A 15,437-nucleotide genomic window follows, 5' to 3' on the forward strand; every position below is an offset into this window, starting at 1 on the left:
CCCCACGGCCGGTCGATCGGATCAGTACGCCATGACGACGCTGGTCATCCAGACCGGGTAGACCGAGTCGCCGTGCGGCGACGAGTCGGGGCCGTCGTGGTTCACGTCCTGGAGCGCCTTGTCGAGGAAGAGGACGTTGACGCCGTTGACCAGGTTCCACGCCCCGTAAGTGGCGGGGAGGAACGCCAGCGGAATTCCGAAATTCACACCCAGCGAGGCGTATCCGAACGTCTCGTTGTGATTGAAGGTTTCGTAGTAGTTGTGCATCGACAGGGCCAGCGTGGCCGGAACCGTCACCGTGACCGGGTAGGCGTCGGCGCCCGGAATCGTGAACGCATGGCTCGGTGCCAGCGACAGCATGAACAGGTCGCCCTTGCCGTGGCCGCGGCCGTTGACGCCGAAGAAATCCCCGAATGACGAGCCGTGCGTCTCGAACGCGAACGTCGCCGTGGGATGCAGCGCGAACGCTCCGAGATACGGACTGTCGTCGAAACCGAGGTTCACGTCGGCCTCTTCGGTCGTGGTGAACCCGCTGTTCGGGCTCGTATAGAAGTAGTACGTAAAGCCGGTCGTGATGCCGTAGGCCCACGTTGCCGTCATGCTCGGATAGATGTCGGCTTCGTACCAGGCTCTAGGGCCGCTGCAGGACCTCGTGCCGGTGCCGGAGCCGACGCCGCAGGCCAGCGTGTGCTTGCTATGAACACTGTCCCAGTTGCCGAGCCCGAGGCTCACGGTGCGCAGTGCACCATCGGCCGAGTTGTAGAGCTTCCAGGCGATCCCGAGGGAAGGCTCCCAGATGCCGCCGTCCCGCTCCTGCAGGATTCCGCGGAAGAAGTAGGCGTTGGTAAAGTCGTTCTCGAATGTGAGGGAGATGTTCCCAGTATTGACGGCAGGCGCCGCCGGGGCGGCGGCAGCGGCGTCGTCGGCCAGGACCCTGCTCGACGTAGCAACGACGAGGGTTCCGACCGCGAAAGCGACGGAAAGACGGTTTTTCAGATGGCGATTCAGCATGGCTACTCCCTTGTGGTCGGTGGATTGGTCCCGGGCCCTCCGCCCAGGAGGTTCGCCGCCTAGCGGCCTCCCCCGGGGGAGTAGCAATCGTCAGGCCAGCCGGCGGACGGTGGTTTTGCCCGGATTTGCGAAAAAACCCACGCTTCTGGGCACAGGAATGCCCAGGAACGAGGCACGTTCGTGCCCGGCCCGAAGGCAGCAGCAGGAGCCGCGCCCCTGCGTGCCGGGCCGGCCAGCACCTGTACCTGCGCGGATTTTCCCGCTACGAGGTCGCCCATGGACCTGAGCTACGGCCCCGAATACGAAGAGTTCCGTCGCGAGGTACGCGCCTTTCTGGACGCGCACAAAAGCGTCGCGCCTCCCGCCGCGATCGGCCTCGAAGGATCGCCGCAGGTGCGCGACTGGCAGAAGAGGCTCGTCGACGGCGGCTACGCCAGCCGCACCGTTCCGCGCCAGTACGGTGGCTTCGGTGCCAAGCCGGACCTGCTGCAGAACATCATCATCGACGAGGAGTTCCGCCGTGCGGGCGTCTCGCGCGGGATGGCCAACCAGGGCATCAGCATGTTCGTGCCGACGCTGCTGCAGTACGGCAACGAAGACCAGAAACTGCGCTACATCGGCCCGACGATCCGCGGCGAGATGATCTGGTGCCAGGGTTACAGCGAGCCCGGATCCGGCTCCGATCTTGCCAGCCTCAAGACGTCGGCCGTCCTCGACGGCGACGAGTTCGTGATCAACGGACAGAAGATCTGGACGAGCACGGCGCGCGAAGCGCAGATGATGTTCGCGCTCGTCCGCACCGAACCGGACGCTCCCAAGCACGAGGGAATCAGCTACCTGCTCGTCGACATGAAGGCGCCGGGCCTCACGATCCGTCCTCTCGTCATGATGACGGGCCACGCCGGCTTCAACGAAGTCTTCTTCGACAACGTCCGCGTGCCCCGCGAGAACCTCATCGGGCGGCGAGGCCAGGGCTGGGAAGTCGGCAAAGCGACGCTGATCCACGAGCGCAACATGCTCGGGGCCGCCGACCAGACCGAGAACTCCTACATTCGCTGCGTCGACGTGCTGCGCGACTTCGGCGTTCTCGACAACGCGGTGTACCGCGACCGCCTGATGAAGATCGCGGCGCGCACCTATGCGATGAAGTTCCACTCGATGCGCATGCTGACCGACCGCCTGAAGAAGAGGCCGCCGGATGCGGCCGCGCTGATCATGAAGCTCAACGGCTGCCAGCTGAACCACGACATCGCCAAGCTCGCGATCGACGCGATGGCCGAGACCGGGACGCTCAAGCGCGGTTCCCGCCACGTGCGCGCCGACGGAGCCTGGCAGAACGAATACATGTTCCAGCTCGGGCTGATCATCGGCGGCGGCACCGCACAGATCCAGAAGAACATCATCAGCGAAATCGGGCTCGGCATGCCGCGCGAGCCGAAAGCGGCGCGCGGGGCGTCCCGGTAAAGCGCCGACGCGGCTTTTTCAGCCGGATCATCAAACAGGATCACCAGGAAAATGGATTTCGGGCTTTCGGACGACCAGACGTTGTTCCAGTCATCGCTGCGCGGCTTTCTCGGCGAGAAAGTGCCGACCGGGCGCGTGCGCACGATCATGGAGAGCGCCAGCGGGCACGATGCCTCGCTCGTGCAGCAGCTCGGCGAGCAGGGTGTGACCGGCATCCTCGTTCCCGCCGAGTACGGCGGCACCGGGCTCAGCCTGCTCGATGCGGCCGTGGCTGCCGAGGAGCTGGGGCGAGCGGCGGTGCCGTACTCGTTTCATGCTGCGGCGGTGCTGGCGCCGCTGCTGCTGGCCGCATCGTCGAATGAGGCGCGCAAATCGGAATGGCTGCCGCGTATCGCCGAGGGGCGCGCGACGCTAGGCGCAATCGTCGCGGGACCGGAAGTCCGCGACGGGCGTCTTTCCGGCAGCGCATCGTTCGTACCGGATGCCGCGGTCGCGTCGGCCTTCGTCGTGCGGTGCGGGAGCGGGCCGTCGGCGCAGTTCCACGTCGTGCCGCGCACGGCTTCGGGCCTGCGCGTGGAGGCTCTTTCGACGATCGACGACACGCGCCGCGTCGGTGAAGTGTTTTTCGACGGCGTCGCCGTCGATGCCGGTACGAATCTCGAGATTGCGGATGCTTCGGCCGGCTTCGAGCGGGCGCTGGACGCCGCCAGGATCGTGCTGGCCGCCGATTCCCTCGGCGCCGCCGAGCGGTCTCTCGACGAAGCGGTCAAGTACGCACTGACGCGGGAGCAGTTCGGGCGCGTCATCGGTTCGTTCCAGGCGGTCAAGCACATGTGCGCCGAGGTTTTCGCCGAGATCGAGCCGCTGCGGTCGTTGTTGTGGTACGCGGCGTTCGCCTGGGACGAAAGGCGCGACGATGCGCCGATGATGGCCGCTTTGCTCAAGTCGCACGCCTGCGAAGCCGCGACCGAAGCGACGACGACCTGCGTACAGGTCTACGGTGGCATGGGTTTCACGTACGAGTGCGACATGCAGCTGTGGTTCAAGCGCGCCGGCTACAACCGCCAGATGCTCGGCTCGCCCGCCGCCCTGCGAGAGCTGGCCGCCGCAAGAATGTCCTGACCCAGGCTTTTCCCTGTAACGTTTCGGCCCGCCGGCGCGTTATAGTCGCGCAATGAGCGGTCTGCCCGCCATCGAGAAAGCCTTTCGTGCGAGCGAGCGGCGCCTGTGGGGCTTGTGCTACCGGATGACCGGCGTCGCTGCCGACGCCGACGAAATCGTCCAGGAATCCTTCGCAAAAGCGCTCGAATCGACCGCCGTGCTCGCCAGTGCCGACCTCGAGCGTTGGCTCGTGCGCGTCGTCACCAACCTCAGCATCGACTGCCTGCGCAAGCGGCGTCGTCGCAGGTACAGCGGCCCGTGGCTGCCCTCGCCACACGAAGACGGCCTGCCCGCCGATGCGACCGATCCCCGCGACGGCGCCGAGCGCCGCTACGAGAGAGCCGAACAGGTTTCGTACGCTTTCCTCGTCGCACTCGAGGCGCTGACGCCGCGTTCCCGCGCCGTGCTGCTGCTGACCGACGTCCTCGACTGTCCGGCAGCCGAAGTCGCGAGCATTCTCGGCATCCGCGAGGGCAACGTGCGCGTGCTCCATCACCGCGCACGCCGCGCGCTCGAAGCCGCCGGCGCGAGCGCCAGCGTTTCGCCGGACGTGCTGGCAAGGCAGCGCGGAGCGCTCGAACGGCTCGTGCTCTGCATGATGCAGCAGGACGGCGTCGGCATGGAGAAGCTGCTGGCAGACAGTGTCCGCTCGATCACCGACGGTGGTGGAGTCTACACGGCGCTGCGGGAGCCCCTGGCCGGCAAGCCCGCGGTGATCCGATTCCACCTCGAAGTTGCGCGGCGGCGCGCGCCGATCTCGACGAGCGAAATTCGTGTCGTCAACGGCGCCGCTGCCCTCGTCGTCGTGACGCGGCCGCTGCGCAGCCGGATGTCGCCACGCCTCGTGCTGCGCTGCGAGGTCGACGCCGACGGCCGCATCCGCGAATTGCACACGATCCTGGCGCCGCGAAAGCTCACCGCGGTGCGTTTCGGCGAGCCGCCTCGCGCCGTGTAACGAACGCGACCCGTCGCGCGTTGTCGCGGCATGAACCAAGCGGATTTCCTGCGCGGAGTCGGCCTCATCGCAGTCGTCATGGCGGTATCGGCCCTTCTGGAGCTGGTCGCGCCGATGGCCGTCGCACGGGGGCTGCCGCCGTCGAGAAAAAGCGCGAATCTCGCGCTGGGCACGGTGACGATTCTCCTGAATGCTGCCCTGACTGCCGGCGCAGGCTGGCTGGCAGGGAGATTCCCCGGCAATTCACCGGCACTCATGACGAGGCTGGCGCTGCCGTTGCAGCTCATGGCCGGCATCGTCGTCCTCGATTTCTTCTTCGGCTACTTCGCCCACCGCGCGATGCACGCGTCGGCGCTGCTGTGGAGGTTTCACCGCGTGCATCACGCCGATCCCCACGTCGACGTGACGACGACGTACCGCACGCATCCGGTCGAAACCCTGTGGCGCTTCGCGTGGATGATGCTGCCGGCGTGGGTACTGGGTGTCCCCGGATCGGCGCTGGTCGTCTACCGGCTCCTGTCCGCAGTCAACGGGATCTTCGAGCACGCGAACATTCGCATCGCCCCCGCGGCCGACAGCGCGCTGTCGCTCCTTTGGGTGACGCCGAACATGCACAAGATCCACCATTCGCGGCAGCCTCGCGAAACCGACACCAACTACGGCAATCTGTTCGCGGTCCACGACCGGATGCTGGGCACGTTCACGCCGACGGCGCGCGCTTTCGATGTTCGCTACGGGCTCGAGGGCAGCAACTCCGGCGGCCAGGCAAGCCTGCTCGGGCTCCTCGTGTTGCCGTGGCGGCAGCGCGCCGGCCAATGGACAGCCGCCGCCGTGGCGACTTCGCTCAGCGCCCCGCCGGATGGGGCTCGTCGACGCGAGGCCTGAGCACCCACGGCTGCGTGCGCCCGATGCCTTTCAACTTGACGTGGTGGATCTCGACGAGCGCGAACAGGCCGTCGTTTGCCAGGCGCTGCGCGAGGTTTTCGGAGACGATCACCGTGCCCGGTCTTGCAACCGCTGCCAGACGGTTGGCCAGGTTGACGGTGGGACCATAGAGGTCGCCTTCCCAGGCGAGCATCGGCCCCATCGCGAGCCCTACGCGAACCTCGGTCAGAATCGGGTCCGCCTTGCACGCGGCGGCCAGCGCCAGCGCGGTCTCGGCAGCCGCAGTCGCATTGGGGTTGCTGAACATGACCTCGTCTCCGAGAGTCTTGACGACGCGGCCTCCGCGCGCGGGGATCTCCTCGTAGGCGATCTTCTCGAAATGGTCGACGAGCTCGATCAGCTCCGTTTCCGTGAGCTGCTGGCTGGTCGCGGTGAAGTCGACGAGATCGGCAAATCCGACGGTGCCCGCCTCTTCGTCACCGTTGTGCACGAGCGCGTTCGCGACGACCTGTGAGATGGCCGCGAGCACGTGACGGCGCCAGATGTATCCGAGGAAAGACTCGTGCGTGCGCACCAGAGATTCGGCGAGCTCGGCGACACGATCGGCTGCGGCTGCATTTGTCAGCTCCTGCGACCGCGCCGCGCTTTCGATCTCCGCGGCGATCGCTCGCACGTGCATGTGCGCGACGCGCGAAAGGGCCTGCCCGGTGGTGCGCGCCATCTGCAGCAGGAGCTCGCGGCCGGGCTCCTCACTGTCGAGCAGCGAGGACGCGAACGCGAGTGCGTCGGCGTCCCTGGTGGTGAACACCGTTTCGCCGGAGGAAACCGGCGCGAATCCCATGGCCTGCCACAGGCGAAGCCCTTCGCGGGCGCCGGCCAGAGCCTGCACCTCGGATCCGCGAAGCTCGGGCTTGCCGAGAAGCGCCGCGCTCGCCGCGCTCCAGATGTCGTTCGCGCGGGTTCCCATGGCGGGCGCTATCCGGCGAGCAGGCTGCGCGCGATCTGGGAGATCTGGATCTCGTCGGTGCCTGCGTAGATCTGCAGCACCTTGGCATCGCGGCAGAGCTGCTCGACGCGGTACTCGGCCATGTAGCCGTTGCCGCCGTGAAGCTGGACCGATTCGAGGCAGACCTCCATGGCTGCCTGCGCGGAGTACAGTTTCATCGCCGACGCCTCGGCCAGAGTCGGCCGCACCCCGGCAGCCGCCAGCTCCACCTGCCGGAACACGAGGTTCTGGATGTTCATGCGAGCGACTTCCATTTTTGCGAGCTTGAGCTGGATCAGCTGGAACTCGCCGATCGGTCGGCCGAATGCGACACGGGTCTTCGCATACGCCGTGCAGATGCGCAGGCATTCCTCGACGATTCCGAGCGCCATCGCCGCCACTCCGGTCCTTTCGGTCGAGAACGTGTCCTTGGCGCCCGAGCGCGTCGCGAGCTTCTCGGATTCTCCGAGAAGGTACTCCTTGCCGACCCGCACGTCCGAGAGAAACAGATCGCCGGTCGGCGACGAATGCATGCCCATCTTGCGCACGGGCCTGGACTGCTCGAGGCCAGGCATCCCGCGTTCGAGAACGAACGTCAGCACCTTGCGTTCGGCGGGCGGGTTTTCTTCGTCGAGACGGCAGATGAAGACGATGGTGTCGGCGTAAGGGCCGTTGGTGATGAACGTCTTGCTGCCGTTGAGCACGTAGCCGTCGCCGTCGCGCCTGGCGGTCGATTTCATGCCGCCGAACGCGTCGGAGCCGGAGCCGGGCTCCGTGATGGCCCACGACCCGATCTTGTCGAACGTCAGGAGGTCGAGGGCCCAGCGCTCCTTCTGCGCGATCGTTCCCTTCGAAAGGATCGCGGCAGACGTCAGTCCGACGCTGACTCCCATTGCAGTGACCATTCCGGGGCAATAGCGGCAAAGCTCGATGGTTGGAATGAGCTGCATTGCCAGGCGGTCGCCGGCCTCGGGACCGCGTTCGATCTTGCGCTCCGGCAGCGTGTCTGCACTGCCCGTCGCGCCACGCTCGCGCTCGATCTGGTTGTGGAACCGCTCGCGCGCCGCTTCGTCGATGCCGAACGCCTTGAACATGCGGCGAAGCACGTCGTACGGCGGCGTATTGCCGTGCTCGAATTCTTCGATATGCGGCACGATCTCGGCTTCGATGAAGCGCCGCACCGCGCTGCGCATCATCTCGTGTTGCTCGTTCCATTCGATCAAGAGGATTCTCCGTTGCGGAATCGGGGACGAGGGCGGGTTTTCGTCGGCCGGGGGCGAAGACTACACGGCCGGCGCGCGCAGGCGAAGCGCGGCAACGGGATCGTTTGCCGGCGATAGCTCCGGGCGGTTTTTCCGGGCCGGCCGATCGCCGCGGTGGCTGGCAGTTTTCGTCCGGTCTTGCGGGAAAGCGCCGCCGAGGTTAGGGACGGTCACCGGGCCGCCGCCCGCACAAAGGAGAAGGACGATGAAAATCGAGATCGAGCCCGTGGGCTTCGTGCGCGGGGGCCGCGGCGAAGCGGTCGACGACGACTGGGGAAAAGAAGAGGCCCGCATCGAGCTCGACTCCGCGCGCTTCGGCGCGGATTCCCTGGCCGGGCTCGGCGATTTTTCGCACCTCCTCGTCATTTACCATTTCCACCGCGCCGATCCGTCGAAGATCGAAACCGCGGCGAGGCATCCGCGCGGAAACACCGCGTGGCCGAAAGTCGGGATCTTCGCGCAGCGAGGCAAGAACCGTCCGAACCGGATCGGTGTCTCGACGTGCGAGATCGCCGGCGTGGAAGGAACGACCGTGCGCGTGCGCGGACTCGACGCCATCGACGGCACTCCGGTGCTCGACATCAAGCCGTTCTTCCGCAGCTTCGAGCCGCGAACCGGCGTGCGCGAGCCCGCGTGGGTCGCGGAGATCATGTCCGAGTACTGGTGAGCATGGGGACAGGCACCAGGCGCCGGGGCGTTGCCTGGGGACAGGCACCAGGCGCCGGAGTGACGCTGCGTTTCGAATCGACGTGCCTGTGCCTGGTGCCTGTCCCCATTTACGGAGCCACAACATGCCAATCGACACCATCAAGAATTTCCTGCCGATCGACGAGCGCCTCGGCACGGCCGGCCAGCCGACCGAGGACGAATTGCGAGAGGTCGCCGCAGCCGGCTACACGGCGGTGATCAATCTCGGTCTTCTCGATCCGCGCTACTGCCTTGCCGACGAAGCGGGTCTCGTGCGCTCGCTCGGCCTCGGCTACTGCCACATTCCCGTGCAGTTCGATGCACCGACGACGGAGGATTTCCGCCGTTTCGTCGCCGCGATGGACGAGCTCGGCGACGGGCGCGTGCTCGTGCACTGCGCCGCCAACTATCGCGTCAGCAGCTTCGTCGCGCTGTACGGCGAGATGAAGCTCGGCTGGGACCGCGGCCGCGCCGATGCGCATGCGCGCACGCTGTGGCCGCTCAATGACGTGTGGGCCCAGTTCCTCGACCGCTGTCGCCGCGAAGTGGTGGAGGCAAAATCATCGTGAAGCTCGCGGACGCCGACGAACAGGACCTGCGATACGCGAAAGATCTGCTCGAGCACCCGAGCCTGGCAGCACGCATCGCCAATTCGCTCGGCAAGCCGATCGAGCAGGGCATCTCGATGTTGCCGACCGGCGCCGGCGAGCTGATCGCGACGGCGACGCGCAAGTCGCTCGACACCGCTCTCTCTTTCGCGCTGGCGTCGATGGACGAGCGACGTCGCGACTCGGTGGACTGGAGCCACAAGCTCGCGGTGGCGATGACCGGCGCGGCCGGCGGCATGTTCGGCCTGGCCGCCCTCGCGGTCGAGCTTCCGCTTTCGACGACGATCATGCTGCGCTCGATCGCCGACGTCGCGCGCAGTGAAGGCGAGCAGATCAAGTCGGCCGAATCCAAGCTCGCATGCATCGAGGTGTTCGCGCTCGGCGGTTACCTGCCGAGCGACGACGCTGCCGAATCGGCGTACTTCGCGGTGCGCCTGGCGCTTGCGAAGACGCTGGCGGATGCGGCCGAACACCTTGCGGGACGCGGTGTCACCGGATCCGGCGTGCCGGCGGTCGTGCGGTTCGTATCCCAGGTCGCGACCCGCTTCGGCGTGCCGGTTTCCGAGAAGCTCGTGGCGCAGAGCCTGCCGGTGGTCGGAGCGGCCGGCGGCGCGGTTCTGAACACCCTGTTCATCGACCACTTCCAGGACATGGCGCGCGGCCACTTCATCGTGCGCCGCCTCGAGCGCTCGTACGGGCGCGAGACGGTGCGCGTCGCGTATTTGCGATCGTAGAGACGGTTCGTGCAGCGGTTTGCAGGCGCCGAGCAGGGAGGAACTCGAGTCGGTAAATTTCATCATTCGGGAGCCCCGCTGGGCGCCTTCTACACTTCATTCCATTCGCGTCGTAGCCCCCGCCGCACGGATCCCGCTACTTTGCCTGGGCAATGGCCAGGACTATTCTGGGAGCAGGATGGCGATGCAGACAGCATTCCGTTCGGAAGAGCGTTACTCGATGTCGGCGTTCGTCCACTGGTTGCGCGCCCGACCACCCGGCGACATCCACCGCTACGAGCTCCTCGCCGGCCACATCGTCATGACGCCGCCGGCCAGCGGCTTGCACGGCGCAATCGAGGCGCAGCTCGGTGCGGCTCTGTTCAACCACGTGGAGGCGCATCGTCTCGGCCGCATCTTCAGCTCGAGCACGGGGTACGAGCTTCCGAGCGGTGACATCGTGGAGCCCGACCTTTCGTTTGTTTGCAGCGCGAAGCTCGCAGCGGGACCGCCTCTGGCAGCCGGAAAGTTCGCCCGGTTCGTTCCGGACCTCGTCGTCGAGATCCTCTCGCCGACGACGGCAAGGCGCGACAGGACCGAAAAGCAGCGGATCTACGAGAAAAACGGCGTTGCCGAATACTGGATCGTCTCTCCGGGCTCACGCAGCGTCAGCATGAGTCATCTCGTGGATGGCGCCTTTACGAAGCCGGTGCACCTCGTGAGTGAGGAAATCGTATCACGCGCCGTGCCCGGGCTTCGCTTGCCGGTCTCGAAGGTTTTCGCCGGACTCTGAGTGCGTGCGCCGCCCCGGCGCTGCGCGCCTCAACGTCCCTTCCAGTTCGGCTTGCGCTTCTGCGCAAACGCCTTCGGCCCTTCGACGAAATCCTCCGAGCGAAACAGCTTGTCGACTGCCGGATATTTCCTGTGCGCCGCCTCTTCGAGCGGATGCCCCAAACTCTCGAGCGCCACTTCCTTGGTCGTACGCACCGACAGCGGCGCGCATGCGGCAATTTCGCCGGCCCACGCCAGGGCGCGCTCCATCAGCGCGGCCGGGTCGGTGATTTCCTGCGCGATGCCGAGGCGGTAAGCCTCGCTGGCGTCGACGTGCCGTCCCGTCAGCATCATTCCCATCGCGTTTTTCAGCCCGATCTGGCGCGGCAGCCGGTGCATCCCGCCCGCCAGCGCCGCCAGCCCGACCCGCGGCTCGGGCAGTCCGAACTTCGCGTTCGACGACGCGACGATGATGTCGCACGCGAGCGCGATCTCGAATCCTCCGCCGAGCGCGACTCCGTTGACCGCCGCGATCACCGGCTTGAACAGGTCGAAACGGTTGGTCAGCCCTCCGAATCCGCGCGGCGGGATCTCGAGCTTCCCTTGGTTCTCGGCGGTCCACTTGAGGTCGTTGCCCGCCGAAAACGCTTTTTCGCCGGCTCCGGTGACGATCGCGACCCAGAGGTCCTCGTTCACGGCAAAGTCGTCGAACGCATCGCCCATCTCGCGATTGGCCGCCGGGTGCAGCGAGTTGAACGACTCGGGCCGGTTGATCGTGACGACGAGGATCCTGTCCTTCGCTTCGGTCTTGATGAACTCGTATTTCTTGTCGGACACGAAATCCTCCTCCCGCTTTCTCGAATGCAATTGTCGAATGCGGGCCGCTTGCGAGCCGCGATGGAGGGCTCCTAGCGTCCGACGGACTCGGGGGCAAACACCGCCCGGCAGGTTGCTAAAACAGCGGAGGTCGCTCGAGCCACAGCGCGATCAGGCGCGGCCCGTCGAACATGTAGATGACGGCTCCGAGCGCGAGAAAAGGCCCGAACGGAATTTCCAGGTCGAGGCGCCGGCTGCGCAGCACCATCACGACGAGCCCCCAGGCCGATCCCACCAGGGACGCCGCAAACAGGCTGAACAGCGTCGCCTGCCACCCGAGGAGCCCGCCGATCATCGCGAGCAGCTTGACGTCGCCGAACCCCATTCCCTCGCGGTGCCTCAGCTTCTCGTAGGTCCACGCGAATGCCCACAGGCCTCCGCCGCCGACGACGATGCCGAGCAGACAGTCGCGAATCGTGATGTGGCCGACAACGAGCGCAAGCACCGGCGACAGCGCGATCGACGGATAGGTAACCACGTCGAGAATCAGGAAGTGATCGATGTCGATGAACGTCACGACGATCAGGACGGAGACGATCGCCATCTGCACAAGCGTGACCGCCGGCGGCAGGCCGCGCATCGCGACCATTCCGAAGAAAATTCCGGCGAGGACTTCGACCAGCGGGTAGCGGATCGAAAACGGCGCACCGCAGCTTCGGCAGCGGCCGCCGAGCAGGAGAAAGCTCGCGACCGGAATGTTGTCATTCCACGCCACCGGTGCATCGCAGCTGCGGCAGTGGGACCGGGGTGCCACGATCGACTCCTCCTCGGGCAGCCGCACGATGCAGACGTTGAGGAAGCTGCCGACGATGAGGCCGAACAGCACGGCAAGAAGAAGCGTCATCGCAGCACCGGGGGTGTCCCGGCGCAGCCGCAATGCCGCGCCGGGACGCCCATTCTAATCCGCAACGGCTGCCAACTCCCAGCCCGGCCGCGTGCGCCCATGCAATGTCTGTGTGCGACCACCCCGCGCCGCGCCGGCAGTCGCGCGTCTACCGCAGCGTCGACGAAAGCGGCGGATCCGAGCTGGTGTCCCAGCGGTAGCTTCGCGAGCCGGCCGGATGCGTCGCGGTGGCGACGAACCCTGTCTCGTTGGCCGACTCCAGCGCGACCTCGACGCCTTCGGACGGCGCGAAGCCCTTGAGCGCGGTCGTATCGGTCGCGTAGGTGGGCGACGTTGCCCGGTACAGCTCTTCGGCGGCCGCCAGGTTCCTCAGGTCCTGCTGGGAACGGGAGTCGTAGGCCGCCGCACGGAACTCTGCGAACTTGGGCAGCGCGGCGGCGATCAGGATCCCGAGGATCGCGACGACGACGAGAAGCTCGAGCAGGCTGAAGCCTCGCTCACGATCTGCCGGTGGCTGCAGGCGCGCAGCGAGGCGCAGCCGCGGCCGCGAGCGCGGCAGCCACGTGCGTTTCCCTGGCGCGCGTTGCGGTGGGGTCACCGTGCCGGCCGAGGCAGCAGGCGAAAGCAGCCGGCGACGTGCGTCGAAGAGCCTGGCAATGCGGTCTTTTTCGTTCATGACGAACCTCCGAGCAGAAGCGATGCCGATCCCAGCATCGGTTGGTAAAGAGCCAGCACTCCGCCGCCGACGGCGACGGCCATTGCGATCACGGCGGTCGGCTCGGCGAGGCGGCACACGAGGGCCAGGGCCCGCTCGGCCGCGGCCTCTTCGAGTGCAGCCATGCGCGCGAAAGCCTGCGCATATCCGCCGGTCGCTTCGGCGATTTCGAGCAGGGAAGCCGCATCTCCGCTTCGATCCATCGATGCGGCCGGCCACGCACGACTGAGCGGGACACCGTGTCGGAGCGCGCGAAGAGCGCTCGAAATCCGCGCCGCGACGACACGATTGGACGCCGCACGAACGGCCAGCCCGAGCGCCTCGTCGGCTTCGCATCCTGCATCCAGCAGCAGCGCGATGAGCGCGCAGGCTTCACCGGCTGCCCGCGGCGCCACGAGCGCACCGACGAGCGGCGCAGCGAGCGCGAAGCGATCGCAGAGCACGGCGACGCGACGACTTCTGCTGCGAGCTGCAGCAAACATTGCGACCGCCGCGGCCAGCGCGGGAACCCCCCACGGTCCGACGCTGCGAACATCATCGCCGAATGCGAGCAGCGCACGCGTGGCCAGCGGAAGCTCGACGCCGCGTCCCTGGTACAGCGACGTGAACGACGGCAGCACCTCGATCGAAAGAAAGCACAGCGCCGCGAACGCCCCGCACGCAAGAATGCACGGATACGCCAGCGCCGATGCGATGCGACGCCTGCCGCCCGCGTCGCGCTCCAGGCGTGCGGCCAGCAGAGTGAGGGCGCGAGACACCGAGCCGCCTCGCTCGCCAGCGCGAACGACGGCGATTTCCGCGTCGAGAAACGGCATGCCGGTCGCCGCCATTGCCGACGAAAGAGCGCTGCCTCGGCGCACCGCCTCGTCGAGCCGGACAACGAGGGCATTCCCGCTGGCCGCCGACGACGACAACGCGTCTCCGGTGGCCACTCCGGCAGTCGTCAGCGCGGCGAGCCGGGAGATCGCCGCGGCAGCTTCGCGGCGCGAATGCGTGCGACGGGCAAGCGGGCCCGTGATGCGCAAGGCAGCGCCGCGTGCAGTCGCAGCGCGTCGCGCGCTCGGCGTGACGACGCGAAGGGTAGGGACCTCGCGGTTGCCCGGCGCGTTCATCGCCTATCCCCTGTGCCGGGCTCCGCCCGTCCCGCTGCACCGGGGTGAGGACAGTGAGCGAGCACTTCTTCGAGCGTCGTGTCGCCGAGCGCGACGCGCGCGAGACCGCAGGCGCCGAGACTGCCCGCGGCAAACGGCAGAGGTGCGTCGTCGAAGCCCGCGGCGGTTTCGAAAAGCGCCATGCGGCCGCGGTATCCGCGTCCGTCGCAGGCATCGCAGCCGCAGGCTCGCGGCAGCGACGAGGGGACGGACAGTCCGGCGGCCGCAAAAAAGCCCGCGGCGCTCGCATGCGCCGCGACACTGCCACGACAACTCGCGCACAGGCGCCGCACGAGCCGTTGCGAGACGACGAGCGCGACGGTGGCGCGCACGAGATAGTCGGGCACGCCGATCTCGGGCAGGCGCACCAATGCTTCGCGCGCGTGCGATGCATGGAGACTCGACAATACGAGATGTCCGGTCAGAGCCGCACGGCACGCGATCCGCGCACTCTCGTCGTCGCGAATCTCGCCGATCATCAGCACGTCGGGGTCCTGGCGAAGCAGCGCTCGAAGTGCGACGCCAAAGCTGCGGCCGACATCTTCGTCGACCGCCACCTGCGAGACGCCTGCGATGTCGAACTCCACCGGATCCTCGACGGTCGCCAGCGATTTCGTGCTGCTGCGAATCTCGGCGAGCGCAGCCAGGAGTGTCGTCGACTTGCCGCTGCCGGTGGGACCGACGACGAGAACGAGACCGTTGGGACGCGCGATTGCCGAGGCAAGTCGTCGCCTGGCCTCCTCGTCCATGCCGAGCGCGTGCAGGCTGCGCGTGGCACCGTGGTGTCTCAGCAACCGGAGCGCGATTTTCTCTCCGCGCGAAACCGGCAGGAACGCGGCGCGCACGTCGATGGTCTCGTTGTCATCGAGCGCCCAGCTGAAGCGGCCGTCCTGCGGAAGGCGGCGCTCGGCCAGGTCGACGCGAGCCAGAAGACGAATGCGAGTCAGGAGCGCAGGGACGAGAGTCGCAGGTGGGGGGTCGAAATCGCGAAGCTGTCCGTCAATGCGGACGCGGACTCGAAGACCCGCGCGGTCCGGTTCCAGATGGACGTCCGAGGCGCCCGCGGCGACTGCCGCGAAGATCAGGGAGCTGACGGCGCGAGCAGCGGGAGAGCCGCTTTCTTCGGCTTGGGAGCGGGTCGCGAGTTGCTGGTTCCAGGTAGTCGCAGTCACGCCGCAACGCTACGAAATTGGCGCGGGCGCTCTCAACGACGCGGATGTGATGTTGTGTGTCGAAGCGTGAATCTGCGAGCCGGGCGCCGAGAAGGGGTCAGCTGCAAGGCGGCGACGCGTGAGTGAGCGTAGGCGCTCGCCGCTCGACGTCTCGCGGCTCGCTCCTGTACGCCGGAG

16 protein-coding genes are annotated in these 15,437 nt (G+C 67.0%); 8 read left to right on the top strand and 8 right to left on the bottom strand.

The features are described from left to right. Positions 1-21: 21 nt before the first annotated feature. The gene (locus VGK20_10540; protein HEY2774470.1) at positions 22-1,011 is read right to left on the bottom strand and encodes a hypothetical protein; all 990 of its coding nucleotides are present in this window, start codon (positions 1,009-1,011) and stop codon (positions 22-24) included. Positions 1,012-1,287: 276 nt separating this feature from the next. On the opposite strand from VGK20_10540, the gene VGK20_10545 reads away from it, so the two are divergent. Genes VGK20_10545 through VGK20_10560 form a run of 4 tightly spaced genes read left to right on the top strand, consistent with a single transcriptional unit; the run spans position 1,288 to position 5,476 of the window. After that, complete coding sequence (locus tag VGK20_10545; protein HEY2774471.1) at positions 1,288-2,475, top strand: acyl-CoA dehydrogenase family protein; 1,188 nt, start codon at positions 1,288-1,290, stop codon at positions 2,473-2,475. Between the two features lie 51 nt (positions 2,476-2,526). After that, complete coding sequence (locus VGK20_10550; protein ID HEY2774472.1) at positions 2,527-3,597, top strand: acyl-CoA dehydrogenase family protein; 1,071 nt, start codon at positions 2,527-2,529, stop codon at positions 3,595-3,597. A 52-nt stretch (positions 3,598-3,649) separates the two neighbouring features. Next, positions 3,650-4,591 carry a sigma-70 family RNA polymerase sigma factor gene (locus VGK20_10555; GenBank protein ID HEY2774473.1) on the top strand — a complete coding sequence of 314 codons (942 nt, stop codon included), beginning with the start codon at positions 3,650-3,652 and terminating at the stop codon, positions 4,589-4,591. Positions 4,592-4,621: 30 nt separating this feature from the next. Continuing rightward, complete coding sequence (locus tag VGK20_10560) at positions 4,622-5,476, top strand: sterol desaturase family protein (GenBank protein HEY2774474.1); 855 nt, start codon at positions 4,622-4,624, stop codon at positions 5,474-5,476. Here the strand turns inward: VGK20_10560 and VGK20_10565 are convergent. Beyond that, positions 5,436-6,443: an adenylate/guanylate cyclase domain-containing protein gene (locus VGK20_10565; GenBank protein HEY2774475.1), complete on the bottom strand. Its 1,008-nt coding sequence runs from the start codon at positions 6,441-6,443 to the stop codon at positions 5,436-5,438. The two genes, VGK20_10560 and VGK20_10565, sit on opposite strands and share 41 nt — an antisense overlap. 8 nt (positions 6,444-6,451) lie before the next feature. Continuing rightward, positions 6,452-7,684, bottom strand: coding sequence for an acyl-CoA dehydrogenase family protein (locus tag VGK20_10570; GenBank protein HEY2774476.1), 1,233 nt, complete (start codon positions 7,682-7,684; stop codon positions 6,452-6,454). Positions 7,685-7,928: 244 nt separating this feature from the next. Between VGK20_10570 and VGK20_10575 the strand changes: the two genes are divergently transcribed. The 4 genes from VGK20_10575 (at position 7,929) to VGK20_10590 (ending at position 10,524) form a co-directional block, all read left to right on the top strand. Beyond that, positions 7,929-8,390 carry an SAM-dependent methyltransferase gene (locus tag VGK20_10575; GenBank protein ID HEY2774477.1) on the top strand — a complete coding sequence of 154 codons (462 nt, stop codon included), beginning with the start codon at positions 7,929-7,931 and terminating at the stop codon, positions 8,388-8,390. A 124-nt stretch (positions 8,391-8,514) separates the two neighbouring features. After that, complete coding sequence (locus VGK20_10580) at positions 8,515-8,979, top strand: protein tyrosine phosphatase family protein (protein HEY2774478.1); 465 nt, start codon at positions 8,515-8,517, stop codon at positions 8,977-8,979. Then, the gene (locus VGK20_10585) at positions 8,976-9,752 is read left to right on the top strand and encodes an EcsC family protein (GenBank protein ID HEY2774479.1); all 777 of its coding nucleotides are present in this window, start codon (positions 8,976-8,978) and stop codon (positions 9,750-9,752) included. Before VGK20_10580 ends, VGK20_10585 begins: the two co-directional genes overlap by 4 nt. A 184-nt stretch (positions 9,753-9,936) precedes the next feature. Further along, positions 9,937-10,524, top strand: a complete 588-nt coding sequence (locus tag VGK20_10590) for a Uma2 family endonuclease (protein HEY2774480.1) — start codon at positions 9,937-9,939, stop codon at positions 10,522-10,524. Between the two features lie 29 nt (positions 10,525-10,553). On the opposite strand, the gene VGK20_10595 is transcribed toward VGK20_10590, so the two are convergent. The 5 genes from VGK20_10595 to VGK20_10615 all read right to left on the bottom strand — a co-directional run bounded on the left by VGK20_10595 (position 10,554) and on the right by VGK20_10615 (position 15,260). Continuing rightward, positions 10,554-11,339, bottom strand: coding sequence for an enoyl-CoA hydratase-related protein (locus VGK20_10595; protein HEY2774481.1), 786 nt, complete (start codon positions 11,337-11,339; stop codon positions 10,554-10,556). A 115-nt stretch (positions 11,340-11,454) separates the two neighbouring features. Next, complete coding sequence (locus VGK20_10600; protein ID HEY2774482.1) at positions 11,455-12,222, bottom strand: prepilin peptidase; 768 nt, start codon at positions 12,220-12,222, stop codon at positions 11,455-11,457. 148 nt (positions 12,223-12,370) lie between these two features. Beyond that, the gene (locus VGK20_10605; protein ID HEY2774483.1) at positions 12,371-12,898 is read right to left on the bottom strand and encodes a prepilin-type N-terminal cleavage/methylation domain-containing protein; all 528 of its coding nucleotides are present in this window, start codon (positions 12,896-12,898) and stop codon (positions 12,371-12,373) included. Beyond that, on the bottom strand, positions 12,895-14,049 hold the full coding sequence (locus VGK20_10610; protein HEY2774484.1) for a type II secretion system F family protein: 1,155 nt from the start codon (positions 14,047-14,049) through the stop codon (positions 12,895-12,897). Before VGK20_10610 ends, VGK20_10605 begins: the two co-directional genes overlap by 4 nt. Then, complete coding sequence (locus tag VGK20_10615; protein ID HEY2774485.1) at positions 14,046-15,260, bottom strand: GspE/PulE family protein; 1,215 nt, start codon at positions 15,258-15,260, stop codon at positions 14,046-14,048. The genes VGK20_10610 and VGK20_10615 overlap by 4 nt, the downstream gene beginning before the upstream one ends. Between the last annotated feature and the right edge of the window lie 177 nt (positions 15,261-15,437).

The organism is Candidatus Binatia bacterium, assembly GCA_036493895.1.
Classification (GTDB): domain Bacteria; phylum Desulfobacterota; class Binatia; order UBA1149; family CAITLU01; genus DATNBU01.

Bases quoted from the DNA above. Each gene is read 5' to 3' on its own strand.
- VGK20_10540 (HEY2774470.1), bottom strand. From the start codon at position 1,011: ATGCTGAATCGCCATCTGAAAAACCGTCTTTCCGTCGCTTTCGCGGTC.
- VGK20_10545 (HEY2774471.1), top strand. From the start codon at position 1,288: ATGGACCTGAGCTACGGCCCCGAATACGAAGAGTTCCGTCGCGAGGTA.
- VGK20_10550 (HEY2774472.1), top strand. From the start codon at position 2,527: ATGGATTTCGGGCTTTCGGACGACCAGACGTTGTTCCAGTCATCGCTG.
- VGK20_10555 (HEY2774473.1), top strand. From the start codon at position 3,650: ATGAGCGGTCTGCCCGCCATCGAGAAAGCCTTTCGTGCGAGCGAGCGG.
- VGK20_10560 (HEY2774474.1), top strand. From the start codon at position 4,622: ATGAACCAAGCGGATTTCCTGCGCGGAGTCGGCCTCATCGCAGTCGTC.
- VGK20_10565 (HEY2774475.1), bottom strand. From the start codon at position 6,443: ATGGGAACCCGCGCGAACGACATCTGGAGCGCGGCGAGCGCGGCGCTT.
- VGK20_10575 (HEY2774477.1), top strand. From the start codon at position 7,929: ATGAAAATCGAGATCGAGCCCGTGGGCTTCGTGCGCGGGGGCCGCGGC.
- VGK20_10580 (HEY2774478.1), top strand. From the start codon at position 8,515: ATGCCAATCGACACCATCAAGAATTTCCTGCCGATCGACGAGCGCCTC.
- VGK20_10590 (HEY2774480.1), top strand. From the start codon at position 9,937: ATGCAGACAGCATTCCGTTCGGAAGAGCGTTACTCGATGTCGGCGTTC.
- VGK20_10600 (HEY2774482.1), bottom strand. From the start codon at position 12,222: ATGACGCTTCTTCTTGCCGTGCTGTTCGGCCTCATCGTCGGCAGCTTC.
- VGK20_10605 (HEY2774483.1), bottom strand. From the start codon at position 12,898: ATGAACGAAAAAGACCGCATTGCCAGGCTCTTCGACGCACGTCGCCGG.
- VGK20_10610 (HEY2774484.1), bottom strand. From the start codon at position 14,049: ATGAACGCGCCGGGCAACCGCGAGGTCCCTACCCTTCGCGTCGTCACG.